This window comes from Halorhabdus sp. SVX81 (genome assembly GCF_029207715.1).
Taxonomy (GTDB): Archaea; Halobacteriota; Halobacteria; order Halobacteriales; family Haloarculaceae; genus Halorhabdus.
Genome location: NZ_CP104322.1, coordinates 2,615,427 through 2,632,521 on the forward strand (window position 1 = coordinate 2,615,427; position 17,095 = coordinate 2,632,521).

17 protein-coding genes are annotated in these 17,095 nt (G+C 64.8%); 8 read left to right on the forward strand and 9 right to left on the reverse strand.

Annotated elements, in window-relative coordinates; translation table 11 throughout:
* Window positions 1–25 precede the first annotated feature (25 nt).
* On the forward strand, window positions 26–1,330 hold the full coding sequence (gene hisS / locus SVXhr_RS13115) for a histidine--tRNA ligase (RefSeq protein ID WP_275737753.1): 1,305 nt from the start codon (window positions 26–28) through the stop codon (window positions 1,328–1,330).
* 71 nt (window positions 1,331–1,401) lie between these two features.
* Entirely contained in the window at window positions 1,402–2,661 is a 1,260-nt protein-coding gene (locus tag SVXhr_RS13120) for a hypothetical protein (RefSeq protein WP_275737755.1), read from the forward strand.
* 13 nt (window positions 2,662–2,674) lie between these two features.
* Here SVXhr_RS13120 and SVXhr_RS13125 read toward each other — a convergent pair whose 3' ends face one another.
* Both SVXhr_RS13125 and SVXhr_RS13130 read right to left on the reverse strand, forming a co-directional pair.
* Window positions 2,675–2,920 (reverse strand): hypothetical protein, encoded by a 246-nt coding sequence (locus SVXhr_RS13125; RefSeq protein ID WP_275737757.1) that lies wholly within the window; start codon window positions 2,918–2,920, stop codon window positions 2,675–2,677.
* 34 nt (window positions 2,921–2,954) lie between these two features.
* Window positions 2,955–3,623, reverse strand: coding sequence for an HAD family hydrolase (locus tag SVXhr_RS13130; protein ID WP_275737759.1), 669 nt, complete (start codon window positions 3,621–3,623; stop codon window positions 2,955–2,957).
* Window positions 3,624–3,728: 105 nt separating this feature from the next.
* On the opposite strand from SVXhr_RS13130, the gene SVXhr_RS13135 reads away from it, so the two are divergent.
* Together SVXhr_RS13135 and truA are read left to right on the forward strand one after the other, a co-directional pair.
* Window positions 3,729–5,039 carry a PQQ-binding-like beta-propeller repeat protein gene (locus SVXhr_RS13135; protein WP_275737761.1) on the forward strand — a complete coding sequence of 437 codons (1,311 nt, stop codon included), beginning with the start codon at window positions 3,729–3,731 and terminating at the stop codon, window positions 5,037–5,039.
* A gap of 72 nt (window positions 5,040–5,111) precedes the next feature.
* Complete coding sequence (gene truA, locus SVXhr_RS13140) at window positions 5,112–5,942, forward strand: tRNA pseudouridine(38-40) synthase TruA (protein ID WP_275737763.1); 831 nt, start codon at window positions 5,112–5,114, stop codon at window positions 5,940–5,942.
* A gap of 9 nt (window positions 5,943–5,951) precedes the next feature.
* Here truA and dpsA read toward each other — a convergent pair whose 3' ends face one another.
* From dpsA to SVXhr_RS13165, 5 genes are all read right to left on the reverse strand, one after another.
* On the reverse strand, window positions 5,952–6,500 hold the full coding sequence (gene dpsA / locus SVXhr_RS13145; protein ID WP_275737765.1) for a DNA starvation/stationary phase protection protein DpsA: 549 nt from the start codon (window positions 6,498–6,500) through the stop codon (window positions 5,952–5,954).
* A gap of 263 nt (window positions 6,501–6,763) precedes the next feature.
* A complete protein-coding gene (locus tag SVXhr_RS13150; protein ID WP_275737767.1) occupies window positions 6,764–8,206 on the reverse strand; it encodes an NAD(P)(+) transhydrogenase (Re/Si-specific) subunit beta in 1,443 nt (480 codons plus the stop codon).
* 1 nt (window position 8,207) lies between these two features.
* Window positions 8,208–8,489 carry an NAD(P) transhydrogenase subunit alpha gene (locus tag SVXhr_RS13155; RefSeq protein WP_275737769.1) on the reverse strand — a complete coding sequence of 94 codons (282 nt, stop codon included), beginning with the start codon at window positions 8,487–8,489 and terminating at the stop codon, window positions 8,208–8,210.
* A 42-nt stretch (window positions 8,490–8,531) separates the two neighbouring features.
* Window positions 8,532–9,785 carry a Re/Si-specific NAD(P)(+) transhydrogenase subunit alpha gene (locus SVXhr_RS13160; RefSeq protein ID WP_275737771.1) on the reverse strand — a complete coding sequence of 418 codons (1,254 nt, stop codon included), beginning with the start codon at window positions 9,783–9,785 and terminating at the stop codon, window positions 8,532–8,534.
* A 209-nt stretch (window positions 9,786–9,994) separates the two neighbouring features.
* Entirely contained in the window at window positions 9,995–10,654 is a 660-nt protein-coding gene (locus SVXhr_RS13165; protein WP_275737774.1) for an RNA ligase partner protein, read from the reverse strand.
* Window positions 10,655–10,783: 129 nt separating this feature from the next.
* Here SVXhr_RS13165 and SVXhr_RS13170 point away from each other — a divergent pair, with 129 nt between their 5' ends.
* On the forward strand, window positions 10,784–11,176 hold the full coding sequence (locus SVXhr_RS13170; RefSeq protein ID WP_275737776.1) for a DUF6276 family protein: 393 nt from the start codon (window positions 10,784–10,786) through the stop codon (window positions 11,174–11,176).
* A gap of 211 nt (window positions 11,177–11,387) precedes the next feature.
* Here the strand turns inward: SVXhr_RS13170 and prf1 are convergent, their stop codons facing one another.
* Entirely contained in the window at window positions 11,388–12,641 is a 1,254-nt protein-coding gene (prf1, locus tag SVXhr_RS13175) for a peptide chain release factor aRF-1 (RefSeq protein WP_275737779.1), read from the reverse strand.
* Window positions 12,642–12,901: 260 nt separating this feature from the next.
* Between prf1 and SVXhr_RS13180 the strand changes: the two genes are divergently transcribed.
* Window positions 12,902–13,717 carry an AAA family ATPase gene (locus tag SVXhr_RS13180; RefSeq protein ID WP_275737781.1) on the forward strand — a complete coding sequence of 272 codons (816 nt, stop codon included), beginning with the start codon at window positions 12,902–12,904 and terminating at the stop codon, window positions 13,715–13,717.
* Between the two features lie 39 nt (window positions 13,718–13,756).
* Here the strand turns inward: SVXhr_RS13180 and argS are convergent, their stop codons facing one another.
* Window positions 13,757–15,508 (reverse strand): arginine--tRNA ligase, encoded by a 1,752-nt coding sequence (gene argS, locus SVXhr_RS13185; RefSeq protein ID WP_275737783.1) that lies wholly within the window; start codon window positions 15,506–15,508, stop codon window positions 13,757–13,759.
* Between the two features lie 160 nt (window positions 15,509–15,668).
* Here argS and SVXhr_RS13190 point away from each other — a divergent pair, with 160 nt between their 5' ends.
* Together SVXhr_RS13190 and SVXhr_RS13195 are read left to right on the forward strand one after the other, a co-directional pair.
* Complete coding sequence (locus SVXhr_RS13190; RefSeq protein WP_275737785.1) at window positions 15,669–16,703, forward strand: NAD(P)-dependent alcohol dehydrogenase; 1,035 nt, start codon at window positions 15,669–15,671, stop codon at window positions 16,701–16,703.
* Between the two features lie 128 nt (window positions 16,704–16,831).
* Window positions 16,832–17,062, forward strand: a complete 231-nt coding sequence (locus SVXhr_RS13195; RefSeq protein WP_275737788.1) for a DUF433 domain-containing protein — start codon at window positions 16,832–16,834, stop codon at window positions 17,060–17,062.
* Window positions 17,063–17,095: the final 33 nt, after the last annotated feature.

The window sequence follows — 17,095 nt, forward strand, 5'->3', positions numbered from 1 at the left end:
ACGCCCGCTGGTCGAACGCGTGGGTATGTACGACGGTATCAAGGGGTTTCGCGACTTCTATCCCGCGGAGATGGCGGCCCACCGTGAGGTCATCGACACGGTTGAGGACACCGCCGCCCGGTATGGTTTCCGCGAGATCGCGACGCCCGCCATCGAGGAGACGCGGATGTACGTCGAGAAGAGCGGCGAGGAGATCACCGAGGACCTCTACAGCTTCGAGGACCAGGGCGGTCGCGACGTGGCGCTGACGCCCGAACTCACGCCCACCGTCGCCCGGATGGTCGTCGAGAAACAGCAGGCTCTCGCCAAGCCGATCAAGTGGTACTCCACCCGCCCGTTCTGGCGCTACGAAGAGCCCCAGCAGGGCCGTTTCCGGGAGTTCTACCAGACCAACGTCGACATCTTCGGCAGCGAGGAACCCGAAGCCGACGCCGAGATCCTGGCCTTCGCCGCCGACGCGCTGACGAACCTCGGGCTGGACGCCGACGATTTCGACTTCCGTGTCTCCCACCGTGACATTCTGGGCGGTCTCCTGGTGGCCTTCGACGCCGACGTGGATCAGCGGGCCGCGATCCGGGCCGTCGACAAGAGCGCGAAGATCGAGGAGGCCGAATACTACGATCTCCTGACGGAGTCCGGGCTCTCCTACGATCAGGCCGAACAGTTCGACGCCCTGCTGGCGACCGACGACCTCGACGAGTTGACCGACTTCGCGGGCACAGATCGCGTCGCCGACGCCGTCGAGAATCTCGAAGCCGTCCTTGCGGCCGCCGAGGACTTCGGTGTCCGACAGTACACGACGATCTCCCTGGAGACGGCCCGTGGACTCGATTACTACACGGGCGTCGTCTTCGAGTGTTTCGACTCCGTGGGCGACGTTTCTCGGGCCGTCTTCGGCGGTGGCCGCTACGACGACCTCATCGAGAGCTTCGGCGGCCAGCCGACGCCCGCGGTCGGCGTCGCGCCGGGCGTGATGAACTCGACGCTGCCCCTCTTGCTCCAGCGCGCCGGCGTCTGGCCGGAAGAAGAACTCTCGACGGACTACTACGTCCTGCAGGTTGGCGAGACCCGCTCGGTCGCCGCGCGGATCGCCCGCGAGCTTCGGGAAGCGGGTCACGTCGTCGAGACCGACGTCTCCGATCGATCCTTCGGCGGACAACTCGACTACGCCGACTCGATCAACGCCGAGACGGCGATCATCGTCGGCGAACGCGACCTCGAAAACGACGAGATCACGATCAAGGACATGGCCTCGGGTGACCAGATCCAGGTGCCCGTTGATGACTTCCCCGGCGACCGCGACCGGCCCACGTACGACGATCTCGCCTGAGCTGCTGTCGTCTACTGAGGTCCGTTCGCTGACGAACACTTCTTTGGGTGTCGATACCATAGATCGCGTCGATGGCGGTCGAACTCCGTCCGGCGACGGCGCTGGTCGTCCTGGGAGCCGTGCTCCTGGCCGGATCGTTGGGTTCGTTCGTCGTGACCGAGGCCGTCGGCGAGTCCGCTGTCGAACCGACGTATCTCTCGCTGGAAGACACCGATCGACAGCTGTGGTCGTATACGAGCACGGGCTACTCTTTCGATCGGGCAACGCTCGCGCTGAACGCACTCGTCTACGGCGATCCGTCGGCTGTCCGCGGGCGGTTCCTTGAGGGCGGGATGGACAACTGGAACGTCACGGACGAACCGACGGAGCCGATCGCCGCGGATCCGACTGCCGCCGAGGCGACAGATCCGGCGGTCCAGTGGGATCTCACGACCGGCTCGAACCGGTACGTCTACCTGGCCGATGCGGGCGGTGACGGGACGGCCGGCGAGTGGCTCACCGTCGACTACCAGGTCCACGACGGCACCTACCTCGGGAGCCGTCACCACATCCGGGCGTACACGTCCCCCGACGGCGACGGCGAGTGGACGGCGATGCAGGCCCACCACGAACACTGGGACTGGTTCATGGGCAGACACGTCGTCACGAGCGTCGAGAAGTCACAGTCCCATCTCGAACGCGAACTCGTCGCCGGGTCGAGTGCGCCCGAGATCCGGCGGATACCCGTTGGAGGGGACCAGTCTGACTTCGATCGCTGGTTGACGATCGTCGACCTCCGTGACCTCGGCGTGAGCGTCGCGTCCGTGCTGCCAGTCGTTCTCCTCGGCGCGTTTAGCGCCCGGTTCTCGGGCGTTGCTTCGCGTGTTCGCGAGCGGGTCCCCACACAGGACATCAGGACGCTCCTGCTTGCTGCCGGCATCGTGGCGGTGACACTTTCGGTCCGAGTGCTCGGCATCCAACTCGAGCGCGCGCTCGACGTTGCGCCGAAGACGATCGCCTTTGGACTCTATCCCGTTCTCTTCGTCGGCCTTCCGACCGTGACGTACCTGCTTGCCCGACAGCTCGATCGCCCGCGGGCCTTTGCCGGCGCGTCGCTCGGGTTCGTGGCCGCAGTCCTCCTCGATTACTCGTATCTGGGCGTGTCACATCTCTCGCTGACGATGCTCGTCTACCGCGGTGCGCTGGCGGTCGCGCTCGGGCTGATCGCCGCCGGGAGTTCACGCGACGAACGCCGCGATCCCGAGCAGGTGAGTCACGTCCGACTCGGCGTCTTACTGTGGCTCGTGGCGACGCTGCTGCCACTGCTGCGTCACACGCCGCTGCCGGTCTGATCGGTCCGTCCTCTCAGTCCGGACTTCGATACGGTCGCTCCCACGCCGGGGTGAGTTTCGCGTAGACGGCGATGCCGACGAACAGCACGAGGTAATGGGCCCACTGGGGGAGCGTCAGCCAGCGAAAGGCGGCCGCCGAGGCGACGATCCACGACAGCAACACGGCCGCGTCGACGAACAACTGATCGCGGTTGTGCCCCAGATACGCGAGCAGTCGACGCGATCGCGACTCGATTCTCGGTCGGTCGGTGTCAGCCACTGGCACCCAATACGCACTGCCGGCCCAAAATCCTTCACCTCGATTCGGGCGTCGACTCCGCGTCTACCGCTGCCCCGTCGGGGGACTCCCAGGCCTCGTCTTCGATCGTCTCGACCGCCTCGGCGAGCGTCCGCTCGCGTCGATCGAGATGAACGTAGCCCATGCCGGTCCGGGCGGCGAACTCGCGGTCGCTGTCGCGGTCGCCGACGTAGACGTACTCGCCCTCGCCCAGCGCGTCGGCGACCGGCTCAAACATGGCCGGATCGGGCTTGAGTCGGTCGAGTGCTTTCCGTGATTGCCCGCGACCGACAGCCACGTCGAACGCCTCGTCGTAGCCCGTGGTTTCGAGGAACGCCTCGACGACTTCCTGGGGGGAGTTACTCACGCAGAACAGCGTTTCGTCGGTCACGCGCTCGATGGCGTCGAGGTCCTCGAAGGGCATGAGTTCGCCGGACTGGATGGCTGTGATCTTCGCCTCGGTGTAGTTGCGGGTTCGTGCCGCCCACAGGCGGTCCGGTTCGACGCCGAACTTGGTAGCGACGGCTTCGAGGTCAGCCAGCGCGTCGGGGTAGAGCTTTCGTCGGTTGGACTCAGTGGGCTCGATGTCGAGTTCGGCCAGCGCGTTGTCGAGCCCGCGGTCGAGCCACGCGAGATCGGCCGCCGAGTCCAGGAGGACGCCATCGAGGTCAAAACCGACGTTCATCGCTTGGTTGTTCGTTCGTCGAAGCGAAATATTCCTCGGAATCCGAACGTGGCCGAACGAAATGTCTGTCAGAAATTATTTCAACGGGCACGATCTTTGGGGGAGATGAAACAGCTGATGGTCCCCACTCGACGGCAATATCTACAGACGATCGCAGGGCTCGGAGTGACCGAAATCGGTTCGATCACCGCCTCCGATGGGACAGCGGATATCACTGGGGAGGACTGGGGGCAGCTCGGATACGACAGCGGGAACACGGGCCACGCTCGCGGGCATACAGGACCGACCGAACGCGCCGGCGTGGCTTGGCGGGCCGATATCGAGGGGCACTACTACGAGTCGGCCCCGGCGGTCGTCGACGGGACAGTCTACGTCGGCAGCGCCGATGGACAGATGTACGCCCTCGATGCTGCGGACGGCTCCCAGGAATGGACATTCCAGACCGAACTGAACATCTATTCCTCGCCCACAGTCGCGGATGGGGTCGTCTATTTCGGAAGTACTGACGGAAACGTCTACGCTGTCGACGCGACGGACGGCACCGAAGTCTGGACGTTTGAAACCCCATATAGTGTCCGCTGTTCGCCAGTCCTCGCCGATGGGACGCTCTTTATCGGCAGCAAGTACCGGCTGCTGTACGCTATCGACGCCGCCAGCGGGGTCGAGCAGTGGACGTACGGAACGGGAACGAGAGCAGGACCGTCCGGGTCACCGGCCGTCCGCAACGGGACTGTCTACGTCGCCAGCGATTATCGCCTCTATGCGATCAATGCCGAAGACGGCACACGCCGATGGGAGTTCGAACCCGAGGGCGGAATCCGTGCGTCGTCGCCGGCAGTCGCCGACGGGGTCGTCTATATCGGTGGCGACAGGGGGGCCGTCTATGCGATCGACGCTGACGATGGCACGGAGCAGTGGACGTTCCAGACGGGCGAGGAGCGAACCTACCGGACGGGCAGATGGATCTGGTCGTCGCCGGCCGTCGCGGACGGGACGGTGTACGTCGGTTCGGGGGACAAACACGTCTACGCGATCGATGCGAGCGACGGTCACGAGGAGTGGTCCTACCGGACGGGGAGAACCGTCAATACGGCACCGGCCGTCGCGGACGACACTGTCTACGTTGGGAACGTCGAGTCGACGCTGTATGCCCTTGACGGGACTGACGGGACGGAACGCTGGACTGTCGGGTCGATTGATATCCACTACTCCTCGCCGGTCGTTGCCGATGGCAGCGTCTACATCGGAAGCCCCGATGGACACGTCTACGCGCTCGATGAGGATTCTGGTGGTGGTTTCGACGTCTCGATCCCCGTCGTGGGGGGACTGGCACTGTTCGCCGACGTCGGCGGGTACGGCGTCCATCGGATGGTTTCAGCGAACAGCGGACGATCCGATTCGACGAACGACCCTTGAGATGCCGGCGACGCCCACGGGAGGGAAGACGGTGTCGAAACTTCGAAGGGTCCGCTCCGTCGAACTCGACCCGTGACCGACGTTTCGCGACGGGCGTTCCGGATCGCCTACGACGGCCGCCCGTTCCACGGGTTCCAGCGCCAGCCCGACGTGGCGACCGTCTCGGACGCGATCCTCGACGCGCTCGCCGATCTCGAAGTCTTCGATACGTCCGCAAACGATGTTCCGCCGGGATACGCCGCTGCCGGACGGACTGACGCCGGCGTCTCCGCGCTCGCCCAGACCGTCGCCTTCGATTGCCCGGAGTGGCTTTCGCCGGCGGCGTTCAACAGCGAACTCCCGGCCGACGTCCGGGCCTGGGCGAGCGCCGAGGCTCCCGCCGAGTTTCACGCAACCCACGACGCCGTCGCCCGCGAGTACACCTATCACCTCCACGCGCCGGACGCCTCGCTGTCGCGGGCGACAGAGGCACTCGACGCCCTCGACGGCGAACACGACTTTCACAATTTCACGCCCGACGACACGGGAACCGTCCGGGATCTCTCCCGGGATCTACGGCGAGAAGGGGACTTCCTGGTCGTCACGCTCCGCGCTGACGGGTTCCCCCGACAGTTCGTCCGACGGGCCGTCACCGTCATCGACGCCGTCGCGAGTGGTGTGGCCGAACTCGACCGGATCGAGTGGCTTCTCGGCGATGAACCTGTCGACGGGCCGGCGGGCGTCGCGCCGGCTGCGCCCGAAGCGCTGGTTTTGACCGCGGTCGAGTATCCCGGGCTCAGCTTCGAACGTGACGAGTCAGCACTCGCGAGTGCGCGTGCAATCTTCGAAACGAAAGCGATCGATCACCGGACGAACGCCCGGGTCGCCTCGACGATCGCGGACGGGATCGATCAGGAAGAGTGACGGACCGGTTTACTCCATCGCGTCGGCGGTGACCAGCGTGTCGCCTTCGAGGTAGTGCTCGATGTGGTGGGCGTCCTCCTCGACGGTGACGATGTTCTCGCGGATGATCTCCGCCGTGGTCGGGTCGCCGAGGTTGTCGAACAGCTCGACGTGCTCCCGGAGGGTCTCGATGATGTCGCCGTACATCTCCAGATCATTTTCGAGAGAGGTCCGGATGTCGTAGACGTTCTCGTCTTCCGGTTCGACGGGGGACTCGGCCTCCAGCGTCGCGCCGCTGGCGTGGGGCACCCCACCCAGTGCCTGGACACGCTCGGCGAGTTCGTCGGCGAAGGCCTCGGCGTTCTCGGCCGCGTCGCCAAGGAACAGATGGAGGTCACGGAACTCCGCGCCCTCGACGTTCCAGTGGTGCTTGCGAAGCTGGTGATAGAGGACGTACGTCGCTGCCAGGTCCGTGTTCAGTGCGTCGACGATCTCCTCGGCGCGCTCGGCGTCCATTCGCAGTCCGTCGGATCCCTCGACTTCGCCTGCCGTCTTGAGTACGTGCTCGCTCTGGCTCATACACGACAACGTACTGGTGGGAACTACTTAAAGGTTCCCGAACACGCAATCATATTTTGTCGATTTGGATCTATCTCTTTCCGTAATGGACAATTTATTTGGCAAGGCGGTGGTTTCGTTTGGGCCAGTTGGTCGTTCGTGGTGGTCGGATGCCGTTTGATCGACTGGACGGACGACTACGGACGGGAAGAACTCGGTGCGAACGAAACTGGGGAGCGATCGATGTGTGAGCGAAGGGAACGCCACCGATGAGGAGGCGCTAGCTACCGGTTTTCCTTGTACGCGCTGACGAGGTCCTGCATCGACGCCTGGGCGTCGCCAAAGAGCATACTCGTGTTGTCCTTGGCGAACAGGGGGTTCGGAATGCCAGCGAAGCCGGAACTCAGGCTGCGCTTGTTGACCACGACGGTCCCGGCGTCCCAGACTTCCAGCACGGGCATGCCCGCGATCGGGCTGTTCTCGTCCTCGTTGGCCGAGGGGTTGACCACGTCGTTGGCCCCGGTGACGATCACGAGGTCGGTCTGGGAGAATTTCGGGTTGATCTCTTCGAGTTCCCGCATCTTGTCGTAGGGCACGTCAGCTTCTGCCAGCAGCGCGTTCATGTGCCCCGGCATCCGGCCCGCGACGGGATGGATACCGAACTCGACATCGACGCCGTCCTCCTCTAAGAGTTCCGCGAGTTCCGCGACGGCGTGCTGGGCCTGGGCGACCGCCATCCCGTAGCCCGGGACGACGACGACCCGTTCGGCGACTTCGAGCAGCATTTCGACCTCTTCGGGCGAGGTCTCGGTGATGTTGCCTTCGTAGATGTCTTCGACATCTTCGTCGTCGCCGCCCATGGTCCCGAAGAGGACGTCCAGTAGCGGGCGGTTCATCGACTCACACATGATGAACGTGAGGATGAGCCCGGCCGCGCCGACCAGGGTCCCCGCGACGATCAGCGCCGTGTTGTCCAGCACGAACCCGGTCGTCGCCGCCGCGAGCCCGGACATCGAGTTCAACAGGGCGATCACGACCGGCATGTCCGCGCCGCCGATCGGGTACACCAAGACGATGCCGAACACCGACGCCGCGGCTACCAGCACCCAGTAGGAGGGGAGCCACGTTGTCAACGGATCGCCCCCAAGGATTCCGGTCTGGACCACCAGGAACCCGCCGGCGACGACGGCCCCGAGCAGGAAGAGTCCCTGGAGTGCCTGGCCGGCCGTCCCGCTGAGAGGCGGGTCGCCGACCATGCCGTGGAGCTTTCCGGCGGCGATAAGGCTGCCGAACAGCGTCGCCGACCCGATGATGCCGGCGATCGCCGCCGAGACCGTCAGATCGGCCGAGAGGGATGCAGTTGTCGCGGGATCGACGGTGTCGACCAGTTCGGCCCCGGCGACCACTGCCGAGGCCCCGCCGCCGAACCCGTTGAACAGCCCGACCAGCTGTGGCATCTCCGTGGTCTCGACGCTGACGGCGAGCCAGACGCCGATCGACCCGCCGATCAGGAGCGCTGCGGCCAGCAACAGCGGCGAGACGATCTCGAAGTAAAGCACCGTCGCGAGGACGGCCAGGAACATCCCGCCCGAGGAGAGCTGATTCCCACGGGCCGCCGTCCGCGGGTGGGTCATGTCCCGCAGCCCCTGGATGAACAGGATCGCCGCGGCCAGATACGCGAGTTCGATCGCCGCCGGCGGGAGACTCCCGAGAACACCGTCGGCCATCTCAGCGACCACCCTGGTTGAACTCCGCAAGCATGAAGTGACTCACGAGATAGCCGCCGACGACGTTGATCGTCGCCATCACGACCGCCAGAAAGCCAAGGACGGTCGCCAGCGTGGTCTCGCCCGAGCCGGCGACCAGCACTGAGCCCAGCAGCGTGATCCCCGAAATGGCGTTCGAGCCTGACATCAGCGGCGTGTGGAGGTTCGTCGGGATCTGGGTGATGATCTCATAGCCCAGGAAGGCCGCGAGCACGAACAGCGTAAGGTTGGTGACGAGACTCATGGCTCTGCCCTCCTTGTGTGGGCTGTCCCGCCGCGGGGTGACTTACGCATCGTTCCCTCCATCGGTCGTTTGGTTCTGTCTGTCTCCATTCGTGTCGTCACCGTGCTCGTCGTCCGCGTCGGTGGCCCCCTCCTCGCCGTCACTCGAATCGTCCCCGTCGGACTCGCTATCGTCCTCGTGGGGGGCTCTGACCGTTCCGTCGTGGGTGAGCAGCGTCGCGTCGACGATCTCGTCGTCGATGTCGATCGTCAACTCGCCCTCCTCGACCAGAAGCTCGAAGAGATTCCGGAGATTGTTGGCGTACAGCTCACTCGCCGTCCGGGGCAGCGTCGACGGCAGGTTCGTCGGCCCAAAGACCGTGACCCCTTCGTACTCGACTCGTTCGTCAGGCTCGGTGACGTCGCAGTTGCCCCCGCCGTCGGCGGCCAGGTCGACGATGACAGAGCCGTGATCCATTGCGGCGACAGCCTCGTCAGTGACGAGTCGGGGGGCCGGTCCACCCGGAACCGCCGCCGTCGTGATGACGACATCGGCCTCGGCGATTTCCTCGCCGAGCTGGGCGCGCTGTTTCCGGTAGAACTCTTCGTCCATCTCCTGGGCGTGACCTTCCTCGTCGGCGGCGTCCTCGGCGTGGACATCGAGTTCGACGAAGTCCGCCCCGACGCTTTCGATCTCCTCGGCGGCTTCGGGCCGGATGTCGTAGGCCCGGACCGACGCCCCGAGTCGGTCAGCAGTGGTGATCGCCTGGAGGCCGGCGACGCCTGCGCCGATCACGAAGACGTCGGCGGGCTGGACGGTTCCCGCCGCGGTCATCTGCATCGGCACGAGCTTGTCGAGTTCGCTCGCGGCCTGCACCATCGCTTTGTAGCCCGCGAGGTTGGCCATCGACGACAGCGCGTCCATGCTCTGGGCGCGGCTGATCCGCGGGATGAGTTCGAGCGCGAACGTGCTAACCTGCCGTTCGGCCAGTGCCTCCAGAACGTCGTCATCGACGTCGTAGGGCCCGAGCAACCCGATGACGGTTTGTCCCTCGCGATAGACGGTGGCGTCCCCGTCCTCGATTGCGCCCAACGCTTCCACCTCGAAGATGACGTCAGCGCGATCGAACACCGCCGCCCGGTCGTCGAGGACGTCACAGCCTGCCTCGCGATAGGCGTCGTCGTCGAACCCGGCGGTCTCGCCGGCCCCGGCTTCGAGGAGTACTTCGTGACCATCCTCGAGGAGGTCCTCGGCGACCCCGGGGACCACTGCGACACGGGTTTCATCGCCGGACGCTGTCGGTACGCCCACGATCATGGCTGGGTGGACGATCTCCGCTGTAGTCGATCTCCCGGTACGACCCCGTTCGTGTGTGTCGGCCGATATATAGCGTGATGGCGTCCCATAGCGTAGTCGGTACTGGAGCCACTGGCTTTGCGGTATTATGGCTTTCGCAAATAATACGCCGACCGAAACCGAGAGTGTCAAATTTCAAATCGAGAATCGCCCGCAGGCGCGACGATTGCTCAGTCGATCCGCTCACCTGCCGCTAAATACTCCTCGAGTAACGACGGGAACGACCGTCCCCGCAGATACCGCAGACCGAAGTCCTCGGCCCAGGTGATGATGCCGGTATCTTCCGTGACGACGCCGGCTTCGAGTTCGCGCGCGAGGATCAACAGGTCGAAGTCCTCTCTGGAGTCGAGCACGCCCTGGCGGAGTGCCCGCCGATATTCGTCCCGGAGATCCGAGATGACCTGGTCGACCTCGCTCATGTGTTCGCTGTCCGTCTCCTGCTCGTCGCGGGACTGTTCGGCCTTCCGGACAGCCTTCTCCGAGACTCGAAGGCCGCGGTTGACCCGCTCGCTCATCTCGTCGATGAACCCATAGACGATTTCGGCCGGGATCATGAGTTCGTACTGGGCCGGACTCTTGGTGATGACCCAGGTGTTGAGCTTGGCGATCGTCTCATCGCTGACGTCGCGCTCCTCGAGCATCGTCGTGAGTTCGTCGTTGATCGAGGGCGGCATGTAACACGAGATATTGTGTTCGAGTTTTGCCTCCGCGACGAGGTCGAGCAGGCGATCGACGGCGTCCTCGATGTCTTCGTCGTCACCCCGGATTTCCGGCGTGATGAACACCGACGTATCGAGGACGAATCGCTGTTTCAGCGGACGTTCGGCCATAGTGGGATGTTCACATCCTGCCCCCAAATGTGCACCGGCGAGGGCGACGTCACGTGGCGACGACGAACTGATCGTGGCCGGCTATCCCTGACAGCGTACCTTTTTGCTCCCGGTCTACCTAGTGCCGGTATGGACTGCCCGGAGTGTGACGCCCAGATGCTCTCGTTTGCGGTCCCGGCCGACTTGCGGGACTATCTCCCGGGAGAGCAACCCGGCGCGGCGATCTGTCCCCGGTGTCTGGAGCTCAGGCCGGTCGCCGACCCGCCCGAGGAACTACCCGATTTCCGGCAGATCGACGATTCCTTCCCCGCCGAGTCCGAGGCCGCGATCCCGATGGCGCTGGTCGTGGGATTGCTCTCGTCGCTTGCGATTCATCGCCAGGAGATCTCGGCACTGCTCGAACACGTCGAGCGCGCGGGCGCCGATCCGTTGCTTGTGGTCGACCGGCTGTCGATCGCCGACGGCGTCGAAACGTCGGTCGATCTGCAGGGCCGACGCCGGCAACTCGAACAGTTGCTCTGAGTCGCCGTTACTATACCCAACTAGTTGGGTAGCGTGCATACCTGAATCAAGCGCTTACCAGAGGTTGCGGAAGCAGATTCCTGCATCCGCACCGAACGCCCGAGACGCCACCCGACGATCGATCCCCAATCCTACTGGCGTTGTGTCGACGCCGTGTCGGCCCTTCCCCCTCCGACACGGCATTCCTTGACGCCCCCACGCCGTATTTCGATTAGACACCCGTGGAGTATCGCAGAATGCCGGCGACGCCGCCGAATGCCGTCAGCAGCTGTTCGCCCTTTTCGAAGTCCGTCGAGACGAAGATCGTCTCGGAACCCCGCTGTTCGGCGATCGAGATCAGGTGTTCGATGGCGTCCTCGCGCTCGCCGGTCTCGACGGTCTCGCCGCAGGTCGAACAGGTGTGTTCCGGCGTCTCGGCGCTGCGGTCGAGTAGTTCGTGTTCCTCGTGGTCGTTCGCGCACTCGTAGGTGACGGCGTCCTTTCGGAGATCCTCACTGATGAGGAGTTGTTCGACCGACCCCATCATGAGGTTCTGGCGGGTCTGGTCGAACCCGTAGGTCGCCAGATCGCCGTCGTGGAGTTCCTTGAAGAAGCGCTCCATGACCTGCTTGTCCTGGAGCATCTCGTGTTCGGCGAGAACGTCCTCGGCGGCGTCGACGAGGTCGTGCAGTCCCGACTCGTCGGTGTAGGCGACGTCGAACTTCCCCAGCACCATGTCGCCGATTTCGTGATGGAGGTAATCGCCGTCTAAGAACTCGTCTTTCGTCGGCGAGGGCCCGCCCACGAGGATGCCATCGAGATCGTGGCGCTCGGGGACGAACAGGTCGTTGGCCATGCCCGCGACCTCCTGGTAGAAGTTGTCGATCGCTTCCAGCCGCAACCGGGCGAAGCGCTGTGCGGACTGACCACCTTTGCGCTGCTTGCCGGGAACGAGCGAGGAGGCGGACTTGACTGGGTCGACGCGCTTACCCCGGAGCCAGCCGACGTTGGCCTCCCGGCGATCGAGGACGATCAGGCCGAACAGGCCCTTGTCCTCGAGCATGCCTTCCAGCGGTTCGAGCAGGAAATCAGAGTCGCAATGATAGCGGAACGACTGGACGGGCTGGGGTGGACTTTCGAGGACGCGAGTGATCATGTCCGTCCGGCCACCGCCGGTGTCGACGGCTCCGGAGAACAGCACGAGGCCGTTTTCCGGCGGCTTGTTGTCGTAATACCGGAGTCGGTCCTTGATGCTTTTTAGCGCGTCCTGGACGTTCGTCCGGGTGTCCTTGGACTTGATGTTGCTCGCTTCGCTGTGCTCCTGGGTGACGTGGGCCACCACGTCGCTGATCAGCGTGTCGTCGGGGACGTAGATGGTCACCAGCTGGGTGCCGCTGCCGTCGTAGTCTTCGAGTTCCTCGATCACTTTCCGGAACTCGTATTTCTGGCGGTCACTCTGTTCCCCGTGCCCTTCCTGGCTACTCATTACGCGTCTCTAGTCGGATGACCGGTAAGTATGCTTTGACCGCGCCCGTCAGCCGCTCGCATGCACGTCTCGGCCGGCAGGCGTGGGTCGTCCCACTCGGCGGGCTTGCGTGCGCCGTCCCATTTGACCGGCAGGCGTGGGTCGTCCGGGACGGTGCAAGCGACTGTCTCCCCACCCGACACGTGGATCAGTTCAACTGCACGGAAACTGCACGGACGCGGGGCTTTATATGCTTGCCTCGTGACTATCAAAACACGCGAATGACGGGGCACGTCTTTACTGTCGCAGGCGGCAAGGGCGGTGTCGGGAAGACGACGACAGCCGTCAATGTCGGTGTCGCACTCGAGGACGCAGGGTACGATGTCGTCGTCGTCGATGCCGACCTCGGCATGGCGAACCTCGCGGCGATGGTCGACGTCGAGTACGACAGCAGTCTTCACGAGGTGCTCGCCGAGCGCGCCGCGGTCAGCGACACGCTGACCGAAGCGCCCGGTGGGCTGACGGTCGTCCCGGGCGAGCAGAGCCTGGAGGCCTTCGCCGACGCCGATCCCGCCAAACTTCGGAAGGTCATCAAGACGCTGAGTAACGCCTACGACGTCGTGTTGATCGACACCGGCGCGGGGCTGAGTCACGAGGCCACGGTCCCGCTGGGGCTGGCCGATAGCGTCCTGTTGGTCACGACGCCCGACAGCGTCGCGGTCGGCGACGCGAACAAGACCGCGGGGTTGGCCGAGCGCGTCGACGGCGAGGTCATCGGGTCGATCCTGACGCGGGCGACCGGCCCGGAAGACGTCGAACTCGTCGCCGACGATCTCGGGGCGGACCTGCTCGCCATCGTCCCCGAAGACTCCGAGGCGACGACCGAGGAACCGCTGGTGCTGAACTCCCCCGACAGCCCCGCGGCGGAGGCCTACCGACGGCTCGGCGAGATTCTCGAAGCTGTCCTGATCGGTGAACCAGCGAAATCCATCGACGAACAGGACACCGTCTGGTTCCCCGAGGACGAGGAAGACGAAGACGGCGAGGAGGCCGACGACGAAGAGTCCGGCGGCGTCTTCGGCGTTTTCGGTCGCTGAGACGTCCGTTCCGGCGGGGATCTCTTCTCCCAACCTGTCTTACATCGAATCCGGTGCCTCGACACCCAGCGCGTCGAGGGCGTTGGCGACGGTCGTTCGCGCCGCGGCGACCAGCGCCAGCCGGGCCGCCCGTGTCTCCGGGTCGGCGTCCAGCACGGGACACTCCCGGTAGAAGGCGTTGAACGCCTCGGCGATATCGCGGGTGTACGTCGCGACGACGTGCGGCCGGAGTTCATCGGCCGCCTGCTCGATCACGCCGGGGAACCGCGCGATCGCACGCAGCAGGTCCCGTTCCGCATCAGTGGTCAGCGTCGCCGCACTGACCGTCTCGGGCACCTCGTAGCCGGCGTCTTTCCCTTCGTCGATGATGCCACAGCAGCGAGCGTGGACGTACTGGACGTACGGCGCGGACTGGGCCTCGAAGTCCAGCGCGCGGTCCCACTCGAAGGTGATGCCCTTCGTCGGCTGTTTGGCCACGACGTCGTACCGGACGGCCCCGATCCCGACCTGGTGGGCAATGCGTTCGACATCTTCCGTATCGAGGTCGTCGCTCCGCTGGCGGTCCTCGAGGCGGTCCTCGACCTCCTCGCGGGCACGGTCGATCGCCTCGTCGAGTAAGTCGTCGAGATCCACACCGGTCCCCTCGCGGGTGCTCATGCCGCCCTCGGGCAGGTTGACCCACGAGTAGAAGACCTGCTGGAGGCGGTCGGTGTCGTGACCGAGTAGCTCCAGCGTCGAGGATAGTTGATCAGCCTGGAGCTTGTGGTCCTCACCGAGCACCGTGACCGCCCGATCGTAGTTGTCGAACTTCCACTCGTGGTGGGCGAGATCTCGCGTGGTGTACAGCGAGGTCCCGTCCGACCGGAGGAAGACGAGGTTCTTCTCGAAGTCCGGCAGGTCGAGTTGCCAGGCATCCTCCTCGAAGACGGCGGCGTCGAGTTCCTTGAGGCGATCGACGAGGTCGTCGGTCGACCCGTCGCGCATGAACCGGGTCTCCTTGACGAACTCGTCGAACTCGGCGGGCAGCCGTCCGAGGGTCTCGGTCATCCCGCCCAGCACGGTGTCGACGACCTCGCTCACGCGCTCGTAGGTCTCCTCGTCGCCCTCCTCTAAGCCCTGGAGGATCGCCCCGATCTCGTCTTCGGCGGCTTCCTGCTCCGATTCGCTGGCTTCTTCGAGGTAGTCGTTGGCTTTCCGGTAGTACCGGACCATCTCGTACTCGGAGGACTCACGCTCGGGTTCGGGGAGGTCGCTTTCGTCGAAAGTCTCGTAGGCCCAGGTGAAGACCGCGATCTGGCGGCCGGCGTCGTTGACGTAATAGTGACGCTCGACGTCGTTGCCGGCGTATTCCAGCACCCGAGCCAGCGCGTCCCCGACGATGGGGTTGCGGGCCCGGCCGACGTGGACCGGGCCGGTCGGGTTGGCGCTGGTGTGCTCGACGACGACCGACTCGCCGGTGTCTTCGAGCGTGCCGTAGTCGTCTGCCTGGGCGGCTTCGAGCGTCCCTTCGAAGTACCGATCGCTCGGCAGGAAGTTGACGTAGGGGCCTTGGGTCTGGACGCTTCCCACGTAGTCGTACCCGGCTGGGTCGATCTCGCTCGCGATGTCGGCGGCGATCTTCGGTGGCGGTGCGCCCGCCTCGTCGGCGAGTCGATAGGCAGCGCTGGACGCCAGGACGGCCGGGACATCTTCCGGGGGGTGTTCGATCCCCAGATCGTCACTCGGCAGGTCGAGCGCCGAGAGTGCCTCGGACAGTGCGACCTCGACCTCGTCGCGGAATGTCAGGAACATACCCACGGTATTCCACCGGCGACCATAGGGATTACGAGATGGCGAAGCGAGCAGCCCGGATCCCGGAGGGTACGGCGTTCATCGGAACGAACGATACTTCGAGTGACCTGTTCGATCGTAGTCTGTGGGTTATATACCGCTGGCCCAGCAATCTCGGGCCATGCAGACGGCAGTCCTCACTGAAGATCTCGAGTTCGAGTTCGAGGAGCGCGAGCGACCGACGCCGGCGAGCGACGAGGTGCTCGTCGAGATGACCGACGTCGGCATCTGCAAGTCCGACGTTCACTACTGGGAGCACGGCAAGATCGGCGAGTACGTCGTCGAGGACCCGCTCCTGCTCGGCCACGAGAGCGCGGGCGTCATCGCCGCGGTCGGCGACAACGTCGAGGGACTCGATGTCGGCGACCGCGTCGCACTCGAACCGGGCATCGTCTGTGGCACGTGCGAACACTGTCGCCGCGGGGAGTACAACCTCTGTCCGAACGTCGACTTCATGGCGACGCCGCCCTTTGACGGCGCGTTCGCGGAGTACGTCGCTTGGCCGGCGAACCTCGCCCACGTTCTCCCCGACAGCGTCTCCCAGGTCGAGGGCGCGCTGTGTGAGCCCTTCGCCGTCGGTCTCCACGCGACCCGCCGGGGGAGCGTCGGCCACGGCGACACCGTCGCGATCCTGGGCGGCGGGACGGTCGGCTCAGTCACGATGGAGGCCGCCAGGGCGGCGGGCGCGACCGATATCATCGTCGGCGACGTCGTCGACAGCAAACTCGAACGCGCCGAAGAACACGGCGCTGACGCGACGGTCAACGTTCGCGAGGGAGACTTCGCCGCGACCGTCGAGGAATATACCGACGGCCGGGGGGCCGACGTGGTCTTCGAGGCGACGGACTCCGAACCCGACGTCGAAGCCTTGATCGACGCGGCCCGTCGCGGCGGCACGGTCGTCATGATCGGCCTGGCCGACGAGGCGACGGTGGAGGTCGACGCCTTAGAGATCATCACCAACGAACTCGACGTGCTGGGTTCGTTCCGGGACGCCAACCGCTACGGCCCGGCGATCGACCTGCTCGAAGACGGTGCCGCCGAGATCGAGTGGATCGCCGACTTCACCGAACCCCTGGCGAACGTCGAGGAAGCCTTCGAGCGCGCCCGCGATGACGACGATGCGATCAAGGGCATGATCTCGATCGGGGAGTAAGGCCCTTCGTTGACGCGGCGACGGGTCTGCCGGCCGGTGACACGCTCGACGTCCAGAAGAGTGTGCTTTTCTGGAAACAGATTCCATGTAACCGCAACTTGAAGTTACAGAGCGTACAATTAGCATGTATGGGAATCGTTCGAGACCCCGACCACAGTGATGGCACGCCGACGGTCGAGGGAACAGGGATCCGGGTGAAGGATATCGCCTCGGCGTACGAACACAGCGGCTACGATCCGGACGAGATAACGCAACTGTATCCCGATCTCACGCTCGCAGACGTCCATCGGGCGCTGGCGTACTACTACGACCACATCGAGGACTTCCGATCGCCGTCCTCGGAGCCGACCCCGGCATGACCCGATCGGTGTACTGTGACGAGAGCATGTGGA